Consider the following 22,909-nt stretch of genomic DNA (forward strand, 5'->3'; position numbering starts at 1 on the left):
TCAGTCGCCGCCCTCCCGCGCGGTCCAGGCGCCGATCGAGCGGCCGGTCGGGCCGAACACCGCCGCCGCGGACTCCGCGCGCAGCGAGACGAACAGGCCCTCGGCCTCGGCGAGGACGGTCTCCGGGTCCTGCTCGGCGACCACCCGTCCCCGCGCCGTGGTGCGCCGCCCGTCCGCTTCCTCGACCCGCGCGGTGAGCAGCAGCGGGGTGCCGAGCCGAACCGGGCGGCGGTAGCGCACCGTGAGGGTCGCGGTCATGCCGCCGCGGCCGGCCGCCCGGACCGACCGGGCCAGCACGTGGTCCAGCAGCGTGGCGACGACGCCGCCGTGGACCAGCCCGGGCGGGCCCTCGTGCGGCTTGCCCAGCGTCACCCGGCCGGTCGCCGTCCCGTCCGGGCGGTCGGTGGCGACCAGTGGCGGGGCCACGGGGCTGCCTGGCCCGTAGACCGGGCTGTACCAGCGCTCGCCGGTCTCCGGGTCGTCGACCCGGGCGACCTCGTACACCTCCCGCGCGTCGGCGCGCAGCCGCCCGGCCAGCCGGCGCGCCTCCTCGGCCGCGGCGGCCAGCTCGGCCTCCGGCACCTCCGTGCGGACGGCGGCGTCGACCAGCTCGCGCAGCGCGGCCCCGAGGTCGGCGACGGCGTCCCGGCGGACGGCGCGCTCGGCCGGCGGGAGCGCCGGCCGCTCAGCCACGCGCCATGCCCGCCTCGCGCAGCAGACCGCCGCCGATGATCACCCGCTGCACCTCGCTGGTGCCCTCGTACAGCCGGTAGAGGCGGGCGTCGCGGTAGAAGCGCTCGACCGGGGTGCTGCGCAGGTAGCCCAGGCCGCCGTGGACCTGCACGGCGCGGTCGGTGGCCCGGCCGACCATCTCGGAGCAGAAGAGCTTGGCCGAGGAGGGGCCGATGGAGGTGTCCTCGCCGGTGTCGTAGCGGGCGGCGACGTCGCGGACCAGCGCCCGGCCGGCCACGAGCTCGGTGTGCATGTCGGCGATCAGCGCCTGCACGAGCTGGAAGCGGCCGATCGGGGCGCCGCCCTGCTTGGCGGTCGCGGCGTAGGCCACCGACTCGTCGAGCACCCGCTGCGCCATGCCGACGCACATGGCCGCGATGTGCAGCCGCCCGCGGGAGAGCACGGTCAGCGCCTTGGAGTAGCCGCGCCCCAACTCCCCCACCAGCGCGTCGGCCGGCACCCGGACGTCGTCGAAGAACACCTCCGACGTCCAGGCGCCGGACTGGCCCATCTTCTGGTCCTTCGCGCCGAGCGAGACCCCCGGCGCCTTCGCGTCCACGACGAAGCTGGAGATGCCGCGGCCGCCGCGCTCGTCGGGGTTGCTGCGGGCGAAGACGACGAACAGGTCGGCGATCGGCGCGTTGGTGATGTACCGCTTGCTGCCGCTGATCACCCAGTCGTCGCCGTCCCGGCGGGCGGTGGTGCGCAGGCCGGCGGGGTCCGAGCCCGCCTCGGCCTCGGTGAGGGCGAAGGAGCCGATCAGCTCGCCGGCCGCGAGCCGCGGCAGGTACCGCTCCTTCTGCGCGTCGCTGCCGAACCGGGCGATGACCTGGCCGGCGATGCCGTTGTTGGTGCCGAACAGCGAGCGGAACGCCGGGGTGGTGTAGCCGAACTCGAAGGCGAGCTCGACGTCCTCCTTCATGTTCACGCCCAGGCCGCCGTACGCCTCGGGCAGCGCGTAGCCGAACAGGCCCATGTCGGCGATGGCGCCGCGCAGCTCCTCGGGGATGCGGTCGTCGCGGTCGATCTCCTCCTCGCGCGGGAGGACCACCTCCCGGACCAGCTGCCGCACCGCGTCCCTGATCTGGCTGAAGTCCTCGGCGTCCACGAGGACATCGTCGCCCTACCGGGCGACACCGCGGCCAACGGGGTGGTCCGGCTGCGTGGAGCCCGACGGTGCCACCGCGGCGAGAGCCCTCCGGGCCCCGCACCGCGGCGGCACAGCGGACTGCGTCCGCCTGCCCTACGCCAGGGCGTCCAGCCGGGCCATGTCCTCGTCGGAGAGGGTGAGCCTCGCGGCGCCCAGGTTCTCGGTCAGGTGGTCGACCGACTTGGTGCCGGGGATGGGCAGCACGACCGGGGACTTCTGCAGCAGCCAGGCCAGCGCGACCTGGGACGGCGTGGCGTCCAGCTCGCGGGCGATGTCGGCGACCGGGCTGTCCGGGGCGGCCAGGTCGCCGGTGGCGATCGGGAACCACGGGATGAACCCGATGCCCTCGGCCGTGGCGTGGTCGAGCACGTCCTGGGACTGCCGGTTGGTCAGGTTGTAGAGGTTCTGCACGCTGACGATCTCGACGATCTCGCGCGCCGCCCGCAGCTGCTCGACCGACACCTCGGAGACGCCGATGTGCCGGACCTTGCCCTCCTCCTGCAGCTCCTTGAAGACGCCGAGCTGGTCGGCCAACGGGACGTCGGGGTCGATGCGGTGCAGCTGGATGAGGTCGATCCGCTCCAGCCGCAGGTGCCGCAGCGAGAGCTCGACCTGCTGGCGCAGGTAGGCGGGGCGGCCGACCGGCGTCCAGATGCCGGGGCCCTGGCGGGTGAGCCCGGCCTTGGTCGCGACGACCAGGCCCTCGGGGTAGGGGTGCAGCGCCTCGGCGATGATCTGCTCGCTGACGAAGGGGCCGTAGGAGTCGGCGGTGTCGATGAAGTCGACGCCCTGCTCGACGGCGGCGCGGACGACGCGCAGCGCGCCCGCGCGGTCGGCCGGCTCGCCCCACACACCGGGGCCGGGCAGCTGCATGGCGCCGTAGCCGAGCCGGTGGACGGGCAGGTCCCCGCCGATCGAGAAGGTGTCGCTGAGCTGTGCGGTGGTCATGCCACCTGCCAAGAGGCCAGCCCGCGCGGCTGTTCCCACCTGCGTGTTCGATGGGACACGTGGCCGAGGAGCGCGTGGGCGAGATCGTGGTGCTGCGGCACGGGCAGACGGAGTGGAGCCGCAGCGGCCAGCACACCGGCGTCACCGACCTGCCGCTGCTGCCCGAGGGCGAGGACAAGGCCCGGGCGCTGGCGCCCCGGCTGGCGGAGCGGCGGTTCGCCGAGGTCTGGACCAGCCCCCGGCAGCGCGCCCGCCGGACGGCGGAGCTGGCCGGCCTGACCGCCACCGGCGTCGACGAGGACCTGGTCGAGCTCGACTACGGCGGCTACGAGGGCCGCACGACCGCCGAGATCAGCGAGGAGCTCGGCCGGCAGTGGTCGGTGTGGCGCGACCCCGTCGTCCCCGGCGACACCCCCGGCGAGACGCTCGCGCAGGTCGCGCAGCGGGTGGACCGGGTGCTCGACCGCGCCCGCGCGCGGCTCGCGGACGGCGACGTCGCGCTGGTCGCCCACGGGCACGTGCTGCGGATCCTGACCGCCCGCTGGCTGGGCCTCGGCCCGGAGGCCGGCGCCCTGCTCGCGCTCCCGGCCGGCGCCTACGGCGTCCTCGGCCACGAGCACGCCCGGCCGGTGCTCACCGGCTGGGGGCTGTGACGTCCTCGGGCTCGGGCTCCAGCACCGCGGGCCGGCCGAAGAACCAGCCCTGACCGAGGTCGGCGCCCAGCGCGGTGACCTCCTCCGCGGACGCCTCGTCCTCCACGCCCTCGGCGACGACCAGGGCGCCGACGCGGTGTGCGGCCTCGACCACCCAACGGACCATCGTGCGGGCGCCCTCGTCGGGCAGGGCCTGCACCAACGGCCGGCCGAGCTTGACGACGTCGGGGCGCACCGTGCTCAGCAGCTCGCGGCTGGCCCAGCCGGCGGCGACGTCGTCCAGCGCCACCCGCCAGCCCAGGGCCCGGTAGCGCTCGAGCACCGACAGCAGGTGCCCGTGCTCGGTCACGGCGGAGGGCTCGGCCACCTCGATGACCAGCCTTTCCGGGGCGAGGCCGGCCTGCTCCATCAGCTCCTGCGTGCTGGCCAGGTCGGCCTCGGGGCGGTGCACCGAGGTCGGGTGGGTGTTGACGAACAGGTCGGCGTCGCCGAGCCAGGGTGCGGCGCCGGCGACCGCGCACTCGCGCCCGATGCGGTCCAGCCGCGGCAGCCAGTCGGCCGACTGGGCGACGAAGAACAGGTCGCCGCCGCCGACCTCGCGGCCGTCGACCAGGCCGCGCAGCAGCGCCTCGTGCGCGACGACCGCGCCGTCGTCCAGCGCGACGATCGGCTGGTAGACGCTCCACAGCTCGGCCTCGGCGAGGACGCCGACCTCTGCGGTGATCCCCCGCCGCGCCAGCTCCACGGCCAGGCTGGGCGCGGTGAGCAGGCGGGTGACCAGCGCCGTGTACTCCCCGGGCGGGTCGGTGGCCACGCGCACCACCTCGGCCTCGGCCGTGGTCAGCTCCCGGGAGAGCCGGTCGAACAGCCGCTCCACCCCCAGGCCGTCACGCTCGTCGGTCAGGTCCAGCAGCCCCTCCGCCCGGTAGACCGACAGCCCGACCGCGCGGGCGATCCCGGCGACCACCGGCAGCACACTCTCGACCGGGCTGGCAATCAGCAGCCGGGTCGCCACCTCGGGGAGCGGCCAGGTCTCCCGCCGCCGGCGCGTGCTGATGGTGCTGGGCACCCCAGCAGGATGACCGAGCGTGCACCCGGGTCCCGGCAGGCGCGCGGAACCACCCGGCCGGGCGACTCGTGCCACCCGGGAGCGCCGAGATCCGGAACTTCGCAGCTTTAGTGTCTAAGGTCAGCCGCATGGCAGTCCTGACGAGCACCGAGACAGCCCGCACCAGCCGTGGGGGGCGGCCGCGGGACCCCAGCCGGGACGGCGTCATCCGCGAGGCGATCCTGCGACTGCTCGGCGACGTCGGGTACGGCGCGCTGACCATGGACGCCGTCGCCGCCGAGGCCGGCGTGGGCAAGGCGACCATCTACCGCCGCTGGCGCACCAAGCAGGACCTGGTCGTCGACACCATCGCGGTGATGAACCAGTCGCTGGCCACGCCCGTGGACACCGGCTCGCTGGAGGGCGACGTCCGGGCGGTGGTGCACCGGCTGGTCGACGTCATCAACGGGCCGGTCGGCACCGCGATCCGCTCGCTGCTGCCGGCGATGCAGCACCAGCCGGCGCTGACCGAGGCCTTCCGCAACGGCCCGCTGCAGGCCTGGCGCGACTCCTACGCCCGGATGTGGTCCGCCGCGGAGGCGCGCGGCGAGGTGGGCTCGGGCATGGCGGGGTCGGTCTTCGCCGAGGTGACCAGCGCCCTGCTCGTGCAGCGCTGGCTGCTGACCGGCGAGCCGGTCACCCACGAGTACGCCGACGAGACGCTGGAGACGATCGTCCTCCCGCTGGTCCGCGGCCTCGCCCGCTGAGCCGGCCGGGTCACCAGCCCAGCGTGCCGGGCTCGCCCTTGAACGGGCCGACGACGTCCGGGGTGATCCAGCCGCCGTAGAAGTCGCCGGCCTGGGCGCGGACGGCGACGCCGTCCACCCGGGCGGCGTCCACCCGGCTCGGGTAGAAGGCGACCGCACCGCGCAGGTGCTCGTAGCCGGGGGTGGGCCGCTCGTAGGACCAGCCGACCGCGGGCACGCGCCGGCCGTCGACGACGGCGTCCCAGTAGCTCGCCACGCCCTTCCACTCGCACCACGAGGCGCCGTCCCCGGCCTGCAGCACGCCGGGGACGACGTCCTCGCGGGGCACGTAGTAGACCGGCGGGTGGCTGGTCTCGCAGACGCGGACCGCGCGGGTGGTGCGGGCGATCACCCGGCCGGCGAGCTCGACCTCGACCAGCCGGCCGGTGACCTCGGCCGACGGCGGGCGCGGGTAGTCCCAGACCGACTCCTGGCCCGGCCCGACGGGGTCGCGGCGCGGGACGGGCATCGGCGGGTCAGCGCTTGCGCTTGCCGGTGATCGCGCTGCGCCGCCGCTTGCGGCCGCGGACGGAGTTGACGACGACGACCGTCATGAAGACCCCGACCGCGCCGAGGGTGGCCATACCGGCCTGGGACTGGAAGAACCGCACGACGGCGGCCTGCCCCTGGGCCTTCAGCCGCGTGGGGCTGCTCCGGTAGGCCAGCTGGTCGAGGGTGGCCGCCAGCGACTCCCGGGCAGCGTCGATCTCCAGCTGGATCTGTCGAGGGTCGCGAGGAGGCACGCCGACAGCCTGCCAGAACGTCGCCGGTGGGGCGCGCGGCTCGGCCGAGCGGCACCCGCACGGGCGACCCGCCGCCTCCCCCGCGACGAGATCTGCACACTCGCCGCCATCAGCCGCTGATGCCGTCGAGTGTGCAGATCTCGTCGCGCCGGTCGGGTCCGGCCCGCGCCCGGCCGTAGACTCCGGGGCCGCGCGGGAGTGGTGTAACGGCAGCCACGCCAGACTTAGGATCTGGTGCCTTCGGGCGTGCGGGTTCGACTCCCGCCTCCCGCACGACGGGTGCCCGGTGCGGCCCGGTCCTGCCGATGACTCTCCCGACGGGCCGACGGCGGCCCACCGGAGAGAGGACGGCATGTACTCCCGCGCCCTGCCCGCTGCCCTGCACCCGACAGCCCTCAGTGCGCACCCCCTCCGCACCGGCAACCTGCTCGCCGACTGCGAGCGCTGGTGCCGCGATCAGCTCGCGCCCCGCGGCACCGGCCGACCGCCGGTTCCCGGCCCGCGGACGCCGTCCCGGGCGCTGACCGCGGCCCGGGCCGTCAGCGCCCTGGCCACCGGCGTCCCCGCGGCGTAGCCCGCCGCCCGGCGCTCGGGAGGTGCCCGGCCGCCGCAGCCGAGCCCTCCGGGCGGACGGCGACAATGGTCCCGCCATGAGGACCTCCACCCGCCGCCTCCGCGCCCGATCGCTCGACACCCCGCCCGGCGAGCCGCCGGGAGACGTGCGCGAGCGGGTGTGCGCCGGCCTGGTCGGCGACGTGCTCGAGATCGGCTACGGCCACGGGCTGAACCACCCGTACCTGCCCGCGGCCGTGACCGGCGTCTGGGCCGTCGACCCGTCGGCCGACGCGCTGCGCCTGGCCGAGGAGCGGCGCGGGGACTCCGCCGTCCCGGTGGTCCCCGTGGGCGCCGACGCCCAGGCGCTCCCCTTCCCCGACGACCGCTTCGACGCGGCGCTGTGCACCTGGGTCCTGTGCGAGCTGCCCGATCCCGCGGCCGCGCTGGCCGAGATCGCCCGCGTCCTGCGCCCCGGCGCGGCCCTGCACTTCGTCGAGCACGGGCTCAGCCCCGACCCGTCGGTGCGGCGCTGGCAGCGGCGCGGCAGCCGCGCCGACCGACTCCGCACCGCCTGCGTGCTGGACACCGACGTGACGGCGCTGCTGGCCGCCTCGCCGCTGACGGTCGCCGAGCTGACGCGCTGGTCCCAGGAGGACGCGCCGCGGTGGGCCGGCTCCATGCTCGAGGGCCGCGCGACCGCCTGACCTGCGGTTTCGTGAGTCGGTCCCGACTCACCCGGTGGCGCCGGCGGGGCGGGTGGGGCCCGAGTGACGTCCCGAGTTGCGGAACGGTCCCGCGAGCGCGCGCCGTGGGGGCGGAACCGGGCGGTTCTGCTTCCCTGTGCCGCGCGCCACACGGCGCAGCGGCGCGGCGGGGGGGCGGACGGGGATGTCGGACACGGGGACCGGGCTGGTCGCGGAGCCGAGAACGGTGCGGCGGCGCAGCTCGGACTGGGCGTGCGGCGAGGCGCTGGAGGCGGCGGCCCGGTACGTGCAGGAGGTCCGCGGGGCCCCGGGTGCCGCGGCCCGGGCCCGCGCGGCGGCCTCCCGGGACGGCGTCGCGGCGGTGCGCACCGTGCTGCGCCAGCTGCCCGACCTGCCCATGGCGTTCGGCGACGAGCCCACCGGCCGGGAGCTGCGCGCCTGGTTCCGGCCCGACCGGCGGCTGCCGTTCAACCGCGCGCCCGTCGCCGTCCTCGAGCTGCCGGGCAGCCAGGCCGAGTACCTCCGGGGCCGCCCCCGGCAGGCGCTGCGGACCAACCTCACCCGGGCCGCCGCGGCGGGCCTGCACTGCGCCCCGGTCGAGGACGCCGGCGAGCTGCTCCGGGTCGCGACCGTCATCGCCGACTCCCGCGACGTCCCCGCCGACCGGCTGGTCCGGCCCGGCCAGCTGCCCGGCCGGGACCGGCTGTGGTCGGCGGCCTACACGGCCGACGGCGGGCCGGTCGCGCTGAGCCACGCGATCGTCGACGACGACCGGGCCGGCCTGCTCCTGCTGATCACCACGCTCGGGCACGGGTCGGCGCCGCTGGTGCGGTACGCGCTGCACGCCCACCTGACCGGCCGGCTGGTCGACCGCGGGGTCGCCACGCTCGCCGTCGGCGGGTCGATGCTGCTCACCAGCACCGGCACCCGCTACTTCCAGCAGCGCACCGGCTTCGTCCCGGTGCACCTGCGCCCGGAGCCGGGACCGGCCCGGCGGCGGGGCCGCCGGACCGCGCGGGGGGTCAGTTGACGAACCGCTCCCGGTAGTCCTCCCCCGGCTCGTAGGCCACCCCGGCGGCGACCAGCTCGTCGATCTCGCGCTGGGAGAGGCCGATGCCGTCGAGGAGCTCCCGGGTGTGCTGGCCGACCAGCGGCGCCGGCCCGGCGATCCGCCCCGGCGTCTCCGAGAAGTCGATCAGGTGCCCGAACTGGCGGGTGCGGCCGTACAGCGGGTGCTCGTACTCGGCGACCAGGCCCAGCCGCACGTTGTCGGCGTCGTACAGCGGGGCGATGCCGCCCTGGGTGTCCAGCGGCAGCTCGCACGGCACCCCGGCCGAGTCCAGCGTCCGCTTCCAGTTCCAGCTGGTGCGGCGGGCGAAGGCGGCCGCCAGCGCGGCCTCCACGTCGTCCCGCGGGCCCTCGCGGCGGTCGGTCAGCTCGGGCGTGCCCACCGCCGCGCACAGCGCCGACCACTGCGCGTCGGTGGTCGCGCAGACCTGCAGGTACTGCTCGTCCTGGCAGCGGTAGAGCCGGTAGCCGGGCCCGAGGCCGTGCAGCCCGGCGTCCAGGTGCGGCCGCTCCAGCGGCACCCCGTCGACCAGCAGCGCGTCGGAGGCGAAGACCGCGCCGCCGTCCAGCAGCGACGTCCACAGCTCCTGCCCCTCGCCGGTCCGGTCCCGGTGGGCGAGCGCGAGCAGGACGCCGACGACCGACAGCACCGCGTTGGCCTGGTCGGTGAAGCCGAACCGGACGTACAGCGGCCGCTGCCCGAGGTGCACCGCGCCCTGCTCGTACTCCATCCCGCCGCTGGCCTGGTAGAGCGGGTCCAGGCCGCCGGAGTGCCCGAGCGGGTCGGGCAACCCGTAGGCGTAGGTGTTGCAGTAGATGACCGACTCGTTCACCGCCCGGCAGTCGGCGTAGCCGATGCCGATCCGGTCGGCGACGCCGCGGGTCATGTTGTGGTGGACGACGTCGGCGGTGCGCACCACCTCGAGCGCGATCTCCCGGCCGCGCGGGTCCTTCAGGTCCAGCGCGAGGGACCGCTTGCCGCGCTGGCAGCCGTTGAACGGCGCCTGGGCCATGCGCATGTTGTCCCCGCCGACCGGCTCGATCTTGACGACGTCCATGCCGAGGTCGCCGAGCAGCATCGGGCCGAACGGGCCGGCGAGGTACTGCCCGAAGTCGACCAGCCGCAGCCCGCCCAGCGCGGTCGGCTGCGCGGGCGCGCCCGAGGGCACCGGCTCCGGGCGCGAGGTGCCCCAGCCCTGCGCGCGGAGCTCGGCGCCGTGCTGGTCGAGCCGGGGCCGCGGCGAGACGATCGCGCCCGGCGTGCCGAGCAGGTGCACCGGCACGCCCATCTGGGTCGTGGCGCCCAGCTCCGGGTCGGCGACCGAGGCCACCATCCCGTTGGCGGCCAGCTGCACGTGCGGCTCGGCGAGCGCCTGCTCGGCCGCGACGACCGGCTCGCAGGCGTGGTTGTCCTCGCGCAGCACCTGCGCCAGGTCGGCGGTCTTCCAGGTGGCGAACGCGGCGACCCGCTCGGCGTGCCAGGCCTCCCGCTGCTCGGCCGGTGCCGACGCCTGCAGGTAGGGGTGCGGCTGGTCCAGGCCGAGGATCTCCTCGATCGACCGCTTCGGGGTGAGCCCGGAGAGCACCGAGAGGTGGATCCACCCGTCGGCGGTCTGCCAGATCATCCCCTGGTGGATGCCGGGCGGGTACGTCTTGGCCATCACCTCGTGGAACGCCGGCGCCCAGTGCTCGACGTCCTGCCAGATCTGCGTCGTGTACAGGAACAGCCCCTGCAGCAGCGAGGTGCGCACGTGCTGGCCGCGGCCGGTGGTGGCGCGCTGGTGCAGCGCGGCGAGGATGCCCATCGGCGCCAGGAAGATCGCCCCGAGGGTCGGCGTCGGCGCGTGGTTGTACACCGGGCCCATCCGCCAGCCCGGCTGCTCCGTCTGCGCGCCGCCGGCGGCCTGGACCAGCGCGTCCCAGCCCGGGCGCTGCTCGTTGCGGTGGCCCACCGGCCACGCCGACACCGAGCAGTACACCAGCGAGGGGTGCCGGGCGGAGACGGCGTCGTAGCCGAAGCCGAGCCGGTCCATCACCCCCGGCCGGAAGCCCTCGACCAGGACGTCGGCGCCGGCCAGCAGCTCCTCGAGCACCGCGGCGTCGGCCGGGTCCTTCAGGTCCAGCGCGATCGAGCGGCGGCTGCGGTGCCACACCGCGCTGCCGTGGTAGCCGCGGAACGGGTCCCCGGCCGGGGGCTCGACCTTGACGACGTCGGCCCCGTGCTCGGCCAGCATCGTCACCCCGACCGACGCGCCCGGGCCCCAGGTGAGGTCGATGATCCGGATGCCGTCCAGGGCGCTGCCCGACCGAGTCGTCACACGCGGAGTGTGTCGGCGGCCACGCGTCGACACAATGCCGCCGACGTCGATACCGTCAGCCTCTCGATAGGACGAGAGGACGACGATGTCCGATGCTCCGGGCGACTGGGCCGAGGCCGGCCTGGCCTTCCGCGTGGAGGAGGGCGTCGCCTGGCTCGTCCTCGACCGCCCGCAGGTCCGCAACGCGATCCACCACCCGCTGCGCAACGCGTTGCTCGCCGCGATCGAGGAGGTCCGCGCCGACCCGGCGATCCGGGCCGCCGTGGTCACCGGGACGGGCACCGCGTTCTGCGCCGGCGCCGACCTGATGTCGCCGCCGCACATCGAGATCCCGCCCGAGCGGCAGCGCGGCGCCCTGGCCAACGTCGCCCGCGAGGACGGCCTGCGCTTCGGCTGGTGGCGGCTGGCGCGCGCGATCTGGGAGAACGAGAAGCCGTTCGTCGCCGCCGTCAACGGCCCGGCGTACGGCGGCGGCTGCAACCTGGCGCTGGCCTGCGACCTGGTCGTCGCGGCGGAGTCGGCCCGGTTCAGCGAGGTCTTCGTCAACCGCGGGCTGCCGCTGGAGGGCGCCGGCGCCTACCTGCTCACCCGGGCGCTCAGCCCCGTCCGCGCCAAGGAGCTCGCCCTGTTCGGCGACCCGCTCGACGGGCGGACGGCGGCGGAGTGGGGGCTGGCCAACCGGTGCGTGCCCGACGACGAGCTGCTCGAGTTCGCCGGGGGCTGGGCGCGCCGGCTGGCCGCGGGCCCGACCATCGGCATCGGGCACGTGAAGGGCCAGGTCAACGAGGCGTACGAGCAGTCGATGGACCAGGTGGCCAAGCACGAGGTGACGCTGCTCGGCCTCGGGATCGGCAGCGACGCGCAGGAGGCCATGCTGGCCTTCCGCGAGCGCCGGCAGCCGCGGTTCACCGGCCGGTGAGCGCCGAGAAGGTGCTCGTCGACCGGCACGGGCACGTGCTGGTGGTGACGATCAACCGCCCCGAGGTGCGCAACGCCGTCGACGGCGAGGTGCACATGACCATCGGCCGGCTGCTCGACGAGGTGGAGGCCGACCCGGACGTGTGGGTCGTGGTCGTCACCGGCGCCGGGGACAAGGCGTTCTGCGCCGGCGCCGACCTCAAGGCCAGCGCCCGCGGGGAGACCGTGCTGCCGCCGGGGTTCGAGCACTGGGGCTTCGCCGGCTGGGTGCGCCACCCGATCAGCAAGCCGACCATCGCGGCGGTCAACGGCGCCGCGATGGGCGGCGGCGCGGAGCTGCTGCTCTCCTGCGACCTGGCCGTCGCGGCCGAGCACGCGACCATCGGGCTGCCCGAGGTCAAGCGCGGGATGATCGCCGCCGACGGCGGCCCGTTCCGCGCGCTGGCGCAGCTGCCGCCGCGGATCGGGATGGAGATGGTGCTGACCGGCGACCCGATCAGCGCCGCCCGGGCGCTGGAGCTGCACCTGGTCAACCGGGTGGTGCCGGGCGAGCAGGTGCTGGACGCCGCCCTGGAGCTCGCCGGCCGGATCACCGCGAACGCGCCGCTGGCGGTGCAGGCCAGCAAGCGGATCGCGCTCGGCCTGCGCGACGGCGAGCGCCCCGCCGAGCGGCTGCACTGGGAGCTCACCCACGAGCACGCGCACGCCGCCGCCGGCTCGGCCGACGCGAAGGAGGGCGTGCGGGCGTTCCTGGAGAAGCGCCCACCCGTGTGGACCGGCCGGTGAGGGTCGGCATGCCGCTGTCCTACAGCGGCGGGTTCCGCGAGGCGGCGGCCGTCATCGGCGAGTACGAGGCGGCCGGGCTCGACGTCGCCTTCGTCCCCGAGGCCTGGTCCTTCGACGCGGTCAGCCAGCTCGGCTACCTCGCCGCGCGGACGACGACGCTGCAGCTGGCCGCGGGCATCCTCAACGTCTACTCGCGCACCCCGGCGCTGCTGGCGATGACCGCGGCCGGCCTGGACGCCGTCTCCGACGGCCGGTTCACCCTCGGCCTGGGCGCCTCCGGCCCGCAGGTCGTGGAGGGCTGGCACGGGGTGCCCTACACCGCGCCGCTGGCCCGCACCCGCGAGGTGGTGGACATCTGCCGTGCGGTGTGGCGGCGGGAGCCGGTCGAGCACCAGGGCGCGCACTTCTCGGTGCCGCTGACGCCCGACCGGGGCGGCAGCGGACTGGGCAGGCCGTTGAAGCTGGTCAACCGGCCGGTGCGCGACCGGATCCCGCTGATGCTCGCCGCGCTGGGCCCGCGGAACGTGGCGCTGGCCGCCGAGCTGTTCGAGGCGTGGGAGCCGATCTTCTACCTGCCCGAGCGGGCCGCCGACGCCTTCGGCGGGCCGCTGGCCGAGGGCACCGGCCGCCGCGACCCGGCGCTGGGCCCGCTGGACGTCGTCGCCGACACCCACCTGCTGGTCACCGAGGACGCCGACGAGGCGCAGCGGGCGCTGCGGCGGGTGCGCCGGCACCTCGCGCTCTACGTCGGCGGGATGGGCGCCCGCGGCCGGAACTTCTACAACGACCTGGCCGCCCGCTACGGCTTCCCCGACGCCGCCCGGGAGGTGCAGGACCGCTACCTCGGCGGCCGGCCGCAGGAGGCGGCCGCCGCGCTGCCCGAGGAGCTGGTGCGGGGGGTCTCGCTGATCGGGCCGCGCGGGTACGTCGCCGAGCGGGTCGCCGCCTTCGCCGAGGCCGGCGCGACGACGCTCAACGCCACCCCGCTGGGCGAGGACCACCCCACCCGCCTGGCCTCGGTGGCCGCGCTCCGCGAGCTCGCCGCCTGACCGCTCCCCTGGCGCGACACGCCGGGGCGCGACGCACCGGGGTCGGGCAGATCACGCTCGCGCGTTCCCGCAGGTCAGCCGGGCGGTGGCCGGTCGGGCGCCGGGCGGGCGCCGGCCGCCCGTCGTAGCGTGGCAGAGCCGGCCGCCGTCCCTCTGCGGGCCGCCGCCGCGCGCACGTATCCGGACACGACCCCTCGGAGCAGATGTCTTCCCCGCGCACCGAGCCCACCGACCGACCCGACACCCCTGAGGAGAAGCCGAAGGCGGCGCTGAGCGTCACCCAGGTCTCGGCCGGCGCCGTCGCCGCGGTGTCCTCCGCCGTGGTGGCCTCCTTCTTCGGCATCGCCGGCACCCTGATCGGCGCCGCCCTCGCCAGCGTCATCAGCACCGTGACCGCGACGCTGTACACCAACTCGGTCAGCCGGACCAACGAGCGGCTGCGCCGGGTCCGCGCCCAGCTGGCCTCCGCGGCCGAGCCACGCGCCCGGGCGGCCGAGGCGCGGGAGGCGACCGCGGAGCTGGAGGCGGTCCCGGGCGCCGACCCGCCGGAGACGCGGGTGCTGCCCGCCGCCCTCGACCCGCGGCGGGCCCCGGCGCCGCGCCGCGGCGTGCGCTGGCCGCGGGTGGCCGGCTACGCGGTGGCGGTCTTCGGCCTGGCGATGGGGATCGTCACCGGGATCGAGATCGTCGGGCAGCAGCCGGTCTCGGCGCTGGTCGGCGCTGAGGAGGCCTCGTCCACGACCACGCTGGGCGAGCTGACCAGCGCCTCGTCGTCGCAGGACGCCCCGCCCAGCACCCCCTCGACCCCCGCGCCCTCGACGACGTCCGAGGCACCGGAGACCGGCGCACCGGACGGGGCCGAGACCGAGGACGGCGGCGAGGACGGCACGACCGCTCCGACCACCACCTCGGGGTCGACGGGGACCGGCACCTCGACCGCCGAGCCGACCGGCTCCTCCGACGAGGCGCCGCAGACCGGTGGCGACGAGGGCTCGGGCGAGCAGGAGGGGCCGGCGCCCGGCACCGCCGGGTCGGGCGACGGCGGGGAGACCGCCGGCGCGGCGACGCCCGCCCCCTGACCGCCCGCGGGGCTCAGGTCAGCCGGACCCGCAGCCCCAGCTCGGTCGAGGGCCGCGCCGGGTCGTCGTCGTCGACGACGGCGACCAGGTGCACCTCGTCGCCCTGGACCGCGCGCAGGGCGAGGCCCTCGAGCTTGTGCACCCGGCCGTCGGCGGGGGGCAGCGGCGCGACCTCCAGCACCCGCTCCCCGTCGACCAGGGCCAGCGCGGTGGCCACGACCGGGCCGTCGTCCACCGCGTTCGGGGTGTCCTCGGCCGCGGCGCTGAGCAGCGCCCGCCCGTCCGGCAGGGCCACCGCGTCGGTCACGGCCAGCCCCACCCCGGCGACCTCCCCCAGGTCGTAGCGGCGCACGCTGCCGACGGGGACGGCGGTGGGCGCGACCCGGCCGAGGACGGCGCCGACGAGCGCGGCGAGCGGCACGTCCACGCTGGCCGACGGGACGCCGGCGGCCAGGTTGCCGCGCTGGAACCAACGGACCGCCTCGCCGTGCCGGCTGCCGCCCTCGAGGTTGAGCTGCTCCGGGGGCACGCCCGCGGTCTCGGCGACCCGCCGGTACAGCGGGGTCAGGTCGGCCGCGGCGGCGACCGGCCGGCCGCCGTCCAGCCGGACGAGGACCCCGCGCATGCGGCGCGGGCCGGAGCCGGAGCCCAGCGCGAGGACCGCCGGCGCGCCGTCGACCTCGGCCGGGCAGGCCACCTCGAGGTCGGGCTTGAGGTGCTTGGTGCCCGCCGCGGAGCTGAACCGGTCGAGCCCCTCCACCGGCGGCAGCAGCCGCACCGGCGTCACCGAGCCCGCCCGGCGCCAGGCGGCCTGCGTGGCGTCGTCCTGGACCACCAGCCAGCCGTCGCCCAGCGGCGCGATCCCGGACGCGGCGGTCACCGGCGTCCCGTCGTCGAAACGCAACTCGCCGACCGACTCCACGTGGACGCGCACGTCACGCCAGTGCCCGGGGTGGGGCGCGCTCACGCCCGGGCGGGTCAGCGCGGCTGGGCCGGGCCCTCGACCGAGTGCGGGAACGGGTCCGCGCCGTCGCGGAAGGCGCCCACCGAGGCGAACAGCGGCAGCGCCGCGGCGGCGGCGACCACGGCGAGGGAGGAGAGCAGCTTCCGGCACAGCGACGGCACCGGCCGATCCAAGCCGACGGCGGCGGTCCGTGGGGCGCCCGCGGCGCAGAACCGCCCGATCCGGGGACCCGCGCTCAGCGGCCGGGGAACCGCCACCGGGTCTGGCTGGCCGGCGCCTTGGCGAAGCCGAACGCCGTGCGCGGGCGGACCCGGAACACCAGCGCGGTGCCGTGGGGGTCGGCGAACCCGTCCTCGGTCAGCTCGACGTGCCACGCCGGCCCGTACTTGTCCTCGTACGCCCGCGCCAGGGCGGCGAGCTCCGCGTGGTCGCGTACCCGCTCCGCCCGCCCCTCGACGACGACGTCCAGCCCCTCGTCCCACCGGTTGCCGCCGGTGGTCAGCACGACCTCGGGGTTGTCCGCGAGGTTGCGCGCCTTGCGCTCGGCGGCGCCGGTGGAGAAGTGCAGGGCGCCGTCCCGCCAGACGGTGAGCAGCGGCGTCACGTGCGGCCGGCCGTCCGGGCGGACCGTGGAGATCCAGCTCAGCGGCGCCGCCTCCAGCACCGCCTGCGCCCGGGCCCACGGGAGCGGTCCCGCGCCCGGCTCGCCGTAGCGGGGGTCGACGGCGGTGTCCGGCTCGACGCTGGTGGTCATGGCTGCCTCCTCGGGTCGTCGGGAGGACGACCCGGGCGGCGGCCCGAACTCATCGGTCAGGAGCCGACGAGCGCCCGGTGCAGGACGGCGATGAGCTCGGTGCGGGTGATGATGCCGACCAGCCGGCCGCCCTCGTCGACCACGGGCAGGTTGCGCAGCCCCCGGTCGGTCATCAGCTCGACCAGCTCGGCCACCGGGGTGTCGGCGGTGACCGTCGTGACCGGGCTGGTCATCACCGTCGACACCGGGTCGAACTCGACGATGTCGCGGTTGAACAGGTCGAAGACGGTGATGATGCCGACCACGCGGTGCTCGGCGTCGACCACCGGGACGGCCTTCACGTGGTGCTGGTTGATGACCATCCGCGCCCGGTACAGGGTGTCGCCGGGCAGCACGCTCTTCACGTCCCGCGCCATCAGCGCCCCGACCCGCAGCTGCCCGAGCCGGCGGTCCAGCGCGTGCGCCTCGGCGTCCCGGACGAGCGCGACGACGTCGCCGGGGAGCACGTCGAGGCCCCGGTCGAGCCGGGTGATCGCCTTGGCGACGTCCTCGGTGGAGACGCCGACCCGCTCGCTGGGCGCGGGGTCGGTGCCCTGCGGCGGGGGCGGCGGCGGGGGCACGTGCGGATAGGGCCGGCCGGTGAGGTTGTTGACCAGGGCGCCGACGGCGAGCAGCACCACGGTGTTCACCCCGACCGGCAGCACGGCGAAGGCGTAGCCCTGCTCGGCGACCGCCGAGCCGCCGACCGCGGCGAACAGCGCGCACGCGCCGCCCGGCGGGTGCACGCAGCGCAGCAGCATCATGACCGCGATGGCCGCGCCGACCGCGACCGCGGCGGCGAGCGCGACGTCGTCGAACAGCCGCCCGGCGGTCACGCCGATGAGGGTCGAGACGACGTTGCCGACCAGCAGCGACCACGGCTGGGCCAGCGGGCTGGCGGGGGCGGCGAACAGCAGCACGGCCGAGGCGCCCATCGGCGCGACGATGTACGGCAGCGCCTCCGGGCCGCCCGGGATCAGCCGCGCCGCGGTCGCCGCGACCGCGATGCCGACCAGCGCGCCGAGTCCTCCGCGGGCCAGGTCGAACGGCCGGTACCCCACGGGCCCGGGGCGCAGCGAGGCCAGCCAGGCCCGGCGATCGGCGTACACCCGTCGTCCTCCCCCGACGGCGCCGTCGCCGTCGACCCGCCGGACCCTAACCGCGCCCCGCCGTCACGGGGCGTGGCGACGCGTCACCCGTTCGGGTCGGCCGGGCCGCCCCGGGCTGGAGGGCCGGGCGGCCGCAGCCGATCCCGACGGCATGACCGCTGTCCTCCCCCGCACCCCCGGCCGGCACCGCGCGCCCGAGACCGACGAGCCCCGCTGGGCCACCCCGGCCGAGTTCGCCGCGGCGTGGGCACGGGTCGGCCGGCACGCCGCCCCGGAGCCGTCGGGCCGGCACGCCGCCGACGACGCCCCCGGCGAGCGCGACGTCTTCGACTGGCTGGGCTTCGCCCCGGCCGCCGGCTGACCGGCCCCGTGCTGCGGTTCAGCGTCCCCCGAGCGCCTCGGCGACCACCGGGACCAGGGCCGCGAACGCCTGGGCCCGGTGGCTCCTCGCGTCCTTCTCCTCGGGGGCGAGCTCGGCGCTGGTGAGCTCCAGCCCGTCCGGCACGAACACGGGGTCGTAGCCGAAGCCGTTGGTGCCGCGCTCCTCGCGCAGCACCCGCCCGCGCCACTCCCGCTCCAGGACCCACTCCCCGCCGTCGGGGGTCACGAGCGCGGCGGCGCAGACGAACGCCGCGCCCCGCCGCTCGTCCGGGACGTCGGCGATCTGCGCCAGCAGCAGCGCGGTGTTGGCCCGGTCGTCCCCGTGCCGCCCCGACCAGCGCGCCGACAGGATGCCGGGCATCCCGTTGAGCGCGTCGACGGTGATCCCCGAGTCGTCGGCGACGGCCGGCAGACCGGTGTACCGCACCGCCTCCCGCGCCTTGAGCAGCGCGTTCTCGGTGAACGTCGCGCCGGTCTCCGGCGCCTCCGGGTACTCCTCCACGTCGCGCAGCCCCACCACGGTCACCCCGGGGACGGCGTCGGCCAGCAGCCGCTGCAGTTCGGCCAGCTTGCCCGGGTTCCGGGTGGCCAGGACCAGCCGGGTGCTCACGCGGCCAGCGCCCGCTGCTGGATCGCGGTCAACTCGGCGCAGCCGGCCACCGCCAGGTCGAGCAGCGCGTCGAGCGTCGGGCGGTCGAACACCGCGCCCTCCGCCGTCCCCTGCACCTCGACGAACCCGCCGTCGCCGGTGCAGACGACGTTCATGTCGGTGCCGGCCCGCACGTCCTCCTCGTAGGCGAGGTCCAGCCGCGGCTGGCCGTCGATCACGCCGACGCTGACCGCCGCCACCGACTGCACGATCGCCCGCGGCCTCGCCAGCTTCTTCCGCTGCCCCAGCCACGACACGGCATCGGCCAGCGCCACGTAGGCGCCGGTGATCGCCGCCGTCCGGGTGCCGCCGTCGGCCTGCAGCACGTCGCAGTCGATCGCGATGCTGTTCTCCCCCAGCGCGGCGAGGTCGATCGAGGCGCGCAGCGAGCGGCCGATCAGCCGGCTGATCTCGTGCGTGCGGCCGCCGATGCGGCCCTTGACCGACTCGCGGTCGCTGCGGGTGTGCGTGGCGCGCGGCAGCATCGAGTACTCCGCGGTCACCCAGCCCAGGCCCGAGCCCTTGCGCCAGCGCGGCACGCCCTCGGTGACGCTGGCCGCGCAGAGCACGCGGGTGCGGCCGAACTCCACGAGCACCGAGCCCTCGGCATGGTCCAGCCACGAGCGGGTGATGGTCACCGGGCGCAGCTGGTCGGCGGCGCGGCCGTCGGGGCGGGTGGTCTGCGGTGCGGGAGTCACGTGGATCGACAGTAGTGCGCGGCCACTCCCCCGGCCCGGCCCGCCGGGGCCGGGATCAGGTGACCTGATCGTGGAGGGTCCTCCCTCATGGTGTGCGGTGAGGGAGGACCCTCCACGGTGAGGGAGGACGCGTCACGGTGAGGGAGGACGGCGCGGCGGCGGCCCGCCGACCGGCCCGGGACGCCGGCCCGCGGCAGGATCGGCGCCATGCGTTCCGAGCTGCGATCCGTCCGGACCGGCGCCGCCCCGGCGGTCGTCGACCTGACCGACGAGTGCGCCGCCTTCGTCGCCGGCGAGGCCGACGGGCTGCTGCACGTCTTCGTCCCGCACGCGACCGCCGGCGTGGCGATCATGGAGACCGGCTCGGGCAGCGAGGAGGACCTGCTGGCCCAGCTCGACGTGCTGCTGCCCCGCGACGACCGCTGGCGGCACCGGCACGGCAGCCCGGGGCACGGCCGCGACCACGTGCTGCCGGCGTTCGTGCCGCCGCACGCGACGGTGCCGGTGCTGGAGGGGCGGCTGCAGCTGGGCACCTGGCAGCGGATCTGCCTGGTCGACCCCAACCGGGACAACCCGCAGCGGCACGTCCGCCTGTCCTTCCTCGCCGGCTGACACCGGGGCGGTGCGCTCCCGTGCCCTCCGGCGTGGAGCCCGTTCCCCCGGCACGGCAGGATGCCCGGCATGACCGACACCGCCGCCCCCCAGGACGCAGCTCCCGTCCGCCTGTCCCCCGGCGACCCGGCGCCGGACTTCACCCTGCCCGACGCCGACGGCACCCCGGTCTCGCTGTCCGCCCACCGCGGCCGGCGGGTGATCGTCTACTGCTACCCGGCGGCCCTCACCCCCGGGTGCACCACCCAGGCGGTGGACTTCACCGCCGCGGCCGGTGAGCTCGCCGAGGCGGGGCTGGACATCATCGGCATCTCCCCCGACCCGCCGGCCAAGCTGCTGCGGTTCCGGGAGAAGGAGCAGCTCGGCATCACCCTGGTCTCCGACGTCGACAAGTCGATCCTGACCGCCTACGGCGCCTTCGGGCCGAAGAAGATGTACGGCAAGGAGGTCATCGGGGTCATCCGGTCGACCTTCGTGATCGACGCCGAGGGCCGGATCGAGAAGGCCGCCTACAACGTGAAGGCCACCGGCCACGTGGCCAAGCTGCGCCGGGACCTCGGCCTGGGCTGACCCCCTCCGCGCCCGTCCCCCTCGACGCCCCGTCCGGCCCGCCGGGCGGGGCGTCGTGCTGTCTGCGCCCGGCCCCCCGGGCGGCCCGCGCCCCGCACCCCGGGGCGTCCCGGGCGCGGCGTCCCGACTGATCGGGACGGCGGTCCCTCGTGCTCGGGTCACGCGGAACGTGAGAGTCCGGTCGACGAGATCACCGACTCCGGGAGAGACACTCCGATGCTCCGCACCACGCTGACCACCCGCCTGCTGGCCGCCGGCTGCCTGGCCGCGGCGCTCGCCGCCACCGGCTGCAGCGCCGACGACAGCGACGACAACGCGGCCCCGGCCTCCGGCGGCACGACCGGGTCCGGCTCCGCCGAGACCGATCTGGCCGCGTTCTGCCAGGGCGTCGTCGACTTCGACGCCACGCCGAAGCCGATGGGCGGGGAGACCGGCGAGCCCAGCCCCGAGGACGTCGCCGCCTACGGCGAGGCGCTGGCCGAGCCGGTGCAGGCGGTCCTGGCCAACGCGCCCGACGCCGCCGCGGACGCCGCCGCCACCCTGCACCACGTGCAGCAGCAGCTGGCCGGGGGCGACTCCAGCGGGCTGTTCGAGCCCGACACCGTCTCGGCGATCGGCACCATCGAGAGCACCGTCGCCGAGGAGTGCGGCTACACCGCGGTGACGGTCACCGCCGTCGACTACAACTTCGAGGGCATCCCCGCCGAGCTGCCGGCCGGCATCACCACCTTCGTCATGCCGAACGAGACCCAGGCCGGCGAGGAGCACGTGATGCTCATCGCCCGGGTGGCCGACGGCCAGACGCTGACGCCCGAGGAGTTCGTCGCCGACCCCGAGGGCTCCTTCGCCGAGATCGAGCTGCTGAGCGAGGCCTACGCGCCGGCCGGCGCCACCGGCGGCGTCACCCTCGACCTGCCCGCCGGGGACTACCTGCTCATCTGCCCGGTCGCCCACGACGAGACCAGCCCGCCGCACTTCATGCTCGGCATGATCGCGGCCGTCACCGTCGCGTGAGCCGCCGTGCCGCCGGGGGGACCGGCCACCCCGGTCCCCCCGGTGGGCACGCGGCGGGGCCGGGCCGGCGCCCCGCCGGTCCGCTGAGCCGGCGGGCGCTGCTCGGCGGCGCCCTGGCCGCGCTCTCCCTGCCGGTGCTGACGGCCTGCTCCGGCGGGGACGCGCAGCGGCCGGCCGCCTCGCCGACACCCCGGCGCCCTGCCCCCGCGCTGGCCGACGACGGCACGCCCGTGATCACCGCCCCGCCGCTGGCTCCCTCCACCGTCGACGCCGACGGCGTCCGGGTGTTCCGGCTGCGGGCCCAGGCGGGCACCACGGAGTTCCGACCCGGCGTCGTGACCGCCACGTGCGGCTACGAGGGCGCCCACCTCGGCCCCACCCTGCGGGCCCGGCGCGGGGAGCGGGTGCGGGTCGAGGTCGTCAACGAGCTGCTCGAGGACACCACGCTGCACTGGCACGGCATGGAGCTCCCCGGCGCCGCGGACGGTGGTCCGCACGTCCCGATCCCGCCCGGCGGCTCCGCCTGGCCGAGCTGGACGGTCGCGCAGCCGGCGGCGACGCTCTGGTACCACCCGCACCCCCACGGCGGGACGACGGCGCAGGTGCTGCGCGGCCTGGCCGGCGCCTTCCTCGTCGACGACCCGGCCGCCGCCCCGGCCGGGCTGCCCGCCGAGTACGGGGTGGACGACGTGCCGCTGCTGCTGCAGGACCAGCGCCTCACCGCCGACGGCCGCATCGACGAGGAGACCCGCACCGCGATCGGCCCGCTGGGTGACGTGGTGCTGGTCAACGGCGTGGCGGGGGGCTGTCTGCCGGTGACGACGACGCGGATCCGGCTGCGGGTGGTCAACGCCTCCCCGGCCCGGGTCTACGCGTTGGCCGCCGCCGACGGCCGGGAGCTCGCCCTGGTCGGCACCGACGGCGGGCTGCTGGCCGCGCCGGTGCCGGTCCGCTCCGTGCGGCTGTCCCCCGGCGAGCGCGCCGAGGTCGTCGTCCCGGTGGCGCCCGGCGAGCGGGTCGCCCTGGTCTCCCTCCCCCCGGACCTCGGCCTGGCCCCGCAGCTGTCCGTCCCCTACGGCGCCGCCGACACCCTGCCGCTGCTCGAGCTGCGCGCCGCCGCCGAGCTGACGCCCTCCCCCGAGCTGCCCGCCGTGCTGGCCGACGTCCCGCCCGCCGACGCCGGGGCCGCGACCACGGACCGGTCGTTCGCCCTGTCGGCCAACCGGATCAACGGGCAGGCGCACGACCCCGCGCGCATCGACCTGCGGGTGCCGCTGGGCGCCACCGAGGTCTGGACCGTGACCAGCGAGCACGAGCAGCCGCACAGCTTCCACCCACACGGCGTGCGGTTCCGGGTGCTGTCGGTCGCCGGCGCCGCCCCGCCGCCGGAGCTCGCCGGGTGGAAGGACACCGTCTACGTGCCGCCGCGCACCCCGCTGCGGCTGCTGGTCGGCTTCGCCCAGCCGGCCGACGAGCGGGCGCCGTTCATGTACCACTGCCACGTCCTGTGGCACGAGGACCAGGGGATGATGGGACAGTTCGTCGTCGAGCCGGCCTGACCC

General features: G+C 76.4%; 27 protein-coding genes and 1 tRNA gene. 15 read left to right on the forward strand and 13 right to left on the reverse strand.

Features of this window, described 5'->3' with window-relative positions; all coding sequences use genetic code 11:
• From ACI79F_RS14220 to ACI79F_RS14230, 3 genes are all read right to left on the reverse strand, one after another.
• Nucleotides 1–693, reverse strand: coding sequence for a PaaI family thioesterase (locus ACI79F_RS14220; RefSeq protein WP_456546570.1), 693 nt, complete (start codon nucleotides 691–693; stop codon nucleotides 1–3).
• A complete protein-coding gene (locus ACI79F_RS14225) occupies nucleotides 686–1,840 on the reverse strand; it encodes an acyl-CoA dehydrogenase family protein (protein WP_456546569.1) in 1,155 nt (384 codons plus the stop codon). The genes ACI79F_RS14220 and ACI79F_RS14225 overlap by 8 nt, the downstream gene beginning before the upstream one ends.
• Before the next feature lie 135 nt (nucleotides 1,841–1,975).
• A complete protein-coding gene (locus ACI79F_RS14230) occupies nucleotides 1,976–2,830 on the reverse strand; it encodes an aldo/keto reductase (protein WP_456546568.1) in 855 nt (284 codons plus the stop codon).
• Between the two features lie 59 nt (nucleotides 2,831–2,889).
• Here ACI79F_RS14230 and ACI79F_RS14235 point away from each other — a divergent pair, with 59 nt between their 5' ends.
• A complete protein-coding gene (locus ACI79F_RS14235; RefSeq protein ID WP_456546567.1) occupies nucleotides 2,890–3,483 on the forward strand; it encodes a histidine phosphatase family protein in 594 nt (197 codons plus the stop codon).
• Here ACI79F_RS14235 and ACI79F_RS14240 read toward each other — a convergent pair.
• Nucleotides 3,464–4,552: an EAL domain-containing protein gene (locus ACI79F_RS14240; RefSeq protein WP_456546566.1), complete on the reverse strand. Its 1,089-nt coding sequence runs from the start codon at nucleotides 4,550–4,552 to the stop codon at nucleotides 3,464–3,466. The two genes, ACI79F_RS14235 and ACI79F_RS14240, sit on opposite strands and share 20 nt — an antisense overlap.
• A 128-nt stretch (nucleotides 4,553–4,680) precedes the next feature.
• Here ACI79F_RS14240 and ACI79F_RS14245 point away from each other — a divergent pair, with 128 nt between their 5' ends.
• A complete protein-coding gene (locus ACI79F_RS14245) occupies nucleotides 4,681–5,298 on the forward strand; it encodes a TetR/AcrR family transcriptional regulator (protein WP_456546565.1) in 618 nt (205 codons plus the stop codon).
• 10 nt (nucleotides 5,299–5,308) lie between these two features.
• On the opposite strand, the gene ACI79F_RS14250 is transcribed toward ACI79F_RS14245, so the two are convergent.
• Together ACI79F_RS14250 and ACI79F_RS14255 are read right to left on the reverse strand one after the other, a co-directional pair.
• Complete coding sequence (locus tag ACI79F_RS14250; RefSeq protein WP_456546564.1) at nucleotides 5,309–5,806, reverse strand: DUF427 domain-containing protein; 498 nt, start codon at nucleotides 5,804–5,806, stop codon at nucleotides 5,309–5,311.
• A gap of 7 nt (nucleotides 5,807–5,813) precedes the next feature.
• A complete protein-coding gene (locus ACI79F_RS14255; RefSeq protein ID WP_456546563.1) occupies nucleotides 5,814–6,080 on the reverse strand; it encodes a DUF3618 domain-containing protein in 267 nt (88 codons plus the stop codon).
• A gap of 192 nt (nucleotides 6,081–6,272) precedes the next feature.
• Between ACI79F_RS14255 and ACI79F_RS14260 the strand changes: the two genes are divergently transcribed.
• From ACI79F_RS14260 to ACI79F_RS14275, 4 genes are all read left to right on the forward strand, one after another.
• Nucleotides 6,273–6,353, forward strand: a tRNA-Leu gene (locus ACI79F_RS14260).
• A gap of 79 nt (nucleotides 6,354–6,432) precedes the next feature.
• Nucleotides 6,433–6,654, forward strand: coding sequence for a hypothetical protein (locus ACI79F_RS14265; protein ID WP_456546562.1), 222 nt, complete (start codon nucleotides 6,433–6,435; stop codon nucleotides 6,652–6,654).
• A 76-nt stretch (nucleotides 6,655–6,730) separates the two neighbouring features.
• Nucleotides 6,731–7,339, forward strand: a complete 609-nt coding sequence (locus tag ACI79F_RS14270) for a class I SAM-dependent methyltransferase (protein ID WP_456546561.1) — start codon at nucleotides 6,731–6,733, stop codon at nucleotides 7,337–7,339.
• A 184-nt stretch (nucleotides 7,340–7,523) separates the two neighbouring features.
• Nucleotides 7,524–8,369 (forward strand): hypothetical protein, encoded by an 846-nt coding sequence (locus ACI79F_RS14275; RefSeq protein ID WP_456546560.1) that lies wholly within the window; start codon nucleotides 7,524–7,526, stop codon nucleotides 8,367–8,369.
• Here the strand turns inward: ACI79F_RS14275 and ACI79F_RS14280 are convergent.
• Nucleotides 8,362–10,725: a CaiB/BaiF CoA transferase family protein gene (locus tag ACI79F_RS14280; RefSeq protein WP_456546559.1), complete on the reverse strand. Its 2,364-nt coding sequence runs from the start codon at nucleotides 10,723–10,725 to the stop codon at nucleotides 8,362–8,364. The two genes, ACI79F_RS14275 and ACI79F_RS14280, sit on opposite strands and share 8 nt — an antisense overlap.
• Before the next feature lie 85 nt (nucleotides 10,726–10,810).
• Here ACI79F_RS14280 and ACI79F_RS14285 point away from each other — a divergent pair, with 85 nt between their 5' ends.
• The 4 genes from ACI79F_RS14285 (at nucleotide 10,811) to ACI79F_RS14300 (ending at nucleotide 14,557) form a co-directional block, all read left to right on the forward strand.
• On the forward strand, nucleotides 10,811–11,644 hold the full coding sequence (locus tag ACI79F_RS14285) for an enoyl-CoA hydratase/isomerase family protein (protein ID WP_456546558.1): 834 nt from the start codon (nucleotides 10,811–10,813) through the stop codon (nucleotides 11,642–11,644).
• Nucleotides 11,641–12,429 carry an enoyl-CoA hydratase-related protein gene (locus ACI79F_RS14290; RefSeq protein WP_456546557.1) on the forward strand — a complete coding sequence of 263 codons (789 nt, stop codon included), beginning with the start codon at nucleotides 11,641–11,643 and terminating at the stop codon, nucleotides 12,427–12,429. The genes ACI79F_RS14285 and ACI79F_RS14290 overlap by 4 nt, the downstream gene beginning before the upstream one ends.
• Entirely contained in the window at nucleotides 12,426–13,478 is a 1,053-nt protein-coding gene (locus tag ACI79F_RS14295) for an LLM class F420-dependent oxidoreductase (RefSeq protein WP_456546556.1), read from the forward strand. The genes ACI79F_RS14290 and ACI79F_RS14295 overlap by 4 nt, the downstream gene beginning before the upstream one ends.
• 203 nt (nucleotides 13,479–13,681) lie before the next feature.
• Nucleotides 13,682–14,557, forward strand: a complete 876-nt coding sequence (locus ACI79F_RS14300) for a hypothetical protein (protein WP_456546555.1) — start codon at nucleotides 13,682–13,684, stop codon at nucleotides 14,555–14,557.
• A 13-nt stretch (nucleotides 14,558–14,570) separates the two neighbouring features.
• On the opposite strand, the gene ACI79F_RS14305 is transcribed toward ACI79F_RS14300, so the two are convergent.
• From ACI79F_RS14305 to ACI79F_RS14320, 4 genes are all read right to left on the reverse strand, one after another.
• Nucleotides 14,571–15,524 (reverse strand): DUF6910 family protein, encoded by a 954-nt coding sequence (locus ACI79F_RS14305; protein ID WP_456546554.1) that lies wholly within the window; start codon nucleotides 15,522–15,524, stop codon nucleotides 14,571–14,573.
• Between the two features lie 11 nt (nucleotides 15,525–15,535).
• Nucleotides 15,536–15,682: a hypothetical protein gene (locus ACI79F_RS14310; RefSeq protein ID WP_456546553.1), complete on the reverse strand. Its 147-nt coding sequence runs from the start codon at nucleotides 15,680–15,682 to the stop codon at nucleotides 15,536–15,538.
• Nucleotides 15,683–15,756: 74 nt separating this feature from the next.
• Nucleotides 15,757–16,275, reverse strand: coding sequence for a pyridoxamine 5'-phosphate oxidase family protein (locus tag ACI79F_RS14315; protein ID WP_456546552.1), 519 nt, complete (start codon nucleotides 16,273–16,275; stop codon nucleotides 15,757–15,759).
• A 56-nt stretch (nucleotides 16,276–16,331) separates the two neighbouring features.
• Complete coding sequence (locus ACI79F_RS14320) at nucleotides 16,332–17,423, reverse strand: HPP family protein (protein ID WP_456546551.1); 1,092 nt, start codon at nucleotides 17,421–17,423, stop codon at nucleotides 16,332–16,334.
• Between the two features lie 151 nt (nucleotides 17,424–17,574).
• On the opposite strand from ACI79F_RS14320, the gene ACI79F_RS14325 reads away from it, so the two are divergent.
• Entirely contained in the window at nucleotides 17,575–17,784 is a 210-nt protein-coding gene (locus tag ACI79F_RS14325) for a hypothetical protein (RefSeq protein ID WP_456546550.1), read from the forward strand.
• Between the two features lie 18 nt (nucleotides 17,785–17,802).
• Here the strand turns inward: ACI79F_RS14325 and rdgB are convergent, their stop codons facing one another.
• A complete protein-coding gene (rdgB, locus tag ACI79F_RS14330) occupies nucleotides 17,803–18,414 on the reverse strand; it encodes an RdgB/HAM1 family non-canonical purine NTP pyrophosphatase (RefSeq protein WP_456546549.1) in 612 nt (203 codons plus the stop codon).
• Complete coding sequence (gene rph, locus ACI79F_RS14335) at nucleotides 18,411–19,151, reverse strand: ribonuclease PH (protein WP_456546548.1); 741 nt, start codon at nucleotides 19,149–19,151, stop codon at nucleotides 18,411–18,413. The genes rdgB and rph overlap by 4 nt, the downstream gene beginning before the upstream one ends.
• Nucleotides 19,152–19,358: 207 nt before the next feature.
• Between rph and ACI79F_RS14340 the strand changes: the two genes are divergently transcribed.
• From ACI79F_RS14340 to ACI79F_RS14355, 4 genes are all read left to right on the forward strand, one after another.
• Nucleotides 19,359–19,763 (forward strand): YjbQ family protein, encoded by a 405-nt coding sequence (locus ACI79F_RS14340; protein WP_456546547.1) that lies wholly within the window; start codon nucleotides 19,359–19,361, stop codon nucleotides 19,761–19,763.
• 69 nt (nucleotides 19,764–19,832) lie between these two features.
• Nucleotides 19,833–20,333: a thioredoxin-dependent thiol peroxidase gene (bcp, locus tag ACI79F_RS14345; RefSeq protein WP_456546546.1), complete on the forward strand. Its 501-nt coding sequence runs from the start codon at nucleotides 19,833–19,835 to the stop codon at nucleotides 20,331–20,333.
• A gap of 216 nt (nucleotides 20,334–20,549) precedes the next feature.
• Nucleotides 20,550–21,347: a hypothetical protein gene (locus tag ACI79F_RS14350; RefSeq protein WP_456546545.1), complete on the forward strand. Its 798-nt coding sequence runs from the start codon at nucleotides 20,550–20,552 to the stop codon at nucleotides 21,345–21,347.
• Complete coding sequence (locus ACI79F_RS14355; protein ID WP_456546544.1) at nucleotides 21,344–22,906, forward strand: multicopper oxidase family protein; 1,563 nt, start codon at nucleotides 21,344–21,346, stop codon at nucleotides 22,904–22,906. The genes ACI79F_RS14350 and ACI79F_RS14355 overlap by 4 nt, the downstream gene beginning before the upstream one ends.
• Nucleotides 22,907–22,909 lie beyond the last annotated feature (3 nt).

The organism is Blastococcus sp. SYSU D00868 (assembly GCF_054050575.1).

What these genes read in the sequence shown, in the direction of transcription:
- ACI79F_RS14230 (WP_456546568.1), bottom strand. Translation starts at nt 2,830, where the DNA reads ATGACCACCGCACAGCTCAGCGACACCTTCTCGATCGGCGGGGACCTG.
- ACI79F_RS14245 (WP_456546565.1), top strand. Translation starts at nt 4,681, where the DNA reads ATGGCAGTCCTGACGAGCACCGAGACAGCCCGCACCAGCCGTGGGGGG.
- ACI79F_RS14270 (WP_456546561.1), top strand. Translation starts at nt 6,731, where the DNA reads ATGAGGACCTCCACCCGCCGCCTCCGCGCCCGATCGCTCGACACCCCG.
- ACI79F_RS14340 (WP_456546547.1), top strand. Translation starts at nt 19,359, where the DNA reads ATGCGTTCCGAGCTGCGATCCGTCCGGACCGGCGCCGCCCCGGCGGTC.
- ACI79F_RS14315 (WP_456546552.1), bottom strand. Translation starts at nt 16,275, where the DNA reads ATGACCACCAGCGTCGAGCCGGACACCGCCGTCGACCCCCGCTACGGC.
- bcp (WP_456546546.1), top strand. Translation starts at nt 19,833, where the DNA reads ATGACCGACACCGCCGCCCCCCAGGACGCAGCTCCCGTCCGCCTGTCC.
- ACI79F_RS14350 (WP_456546545.1), top strand. Translation starts at nt 20,550, where the DNA reads ATGCTCCGCACCACGCTGACCACCCGCCTGCTGGCCGCCGGCTGCCTG.
- ACI79F_RS14275 (WP_456546560.1), top strand. Translation starts at nt 7,524, where the DNA reads ATGTCGGACACGGGGACCGGGCTGGTCGCGGAGCCGAGAACGGTGCGG.
- ACI79F_RS14250 (WP_456546564.1), bottom strand. Translation starts at nt 5,806, where the DNA reads ATGCCCGTCCCGCGCCGCGACCCCGTCGGGCCGGGCCAGGAGTCGGTC.
- ACI79F_RS14300 (WP_456546555.1), top strand. Translation starts at nt 13,682, where the DNA reads ATGTCTTCCCCGCGCACCGAGCCCACCGACCGACCCGACACCCCTGAG.
- ACI79F_RS14325 (WP_456546550.1), top strand. Translation starts at nt 17,575, where the DNA reads ATGACCGCTGTCCTCCCCCGCACCCCCGGCCGGCACCGCGCGCCCGAG.
- ACI79F_RS14285 (WP_456546558.1), top strand. Translation starts at nt 10,811, where the DNA reads ATGTCCGATGCTCCGGGCGACTGGGCCGAGGCCGGCCTGGCCTTCCGC.
- ACI79F_RS14265 (WP_456546562.1), top strand. Translation starts at nt 6,433, where the DNA reads ATGTACTCCCGCGCCCTGCCCGCTGCCCTGCACCCGACAGCCCTCAGT.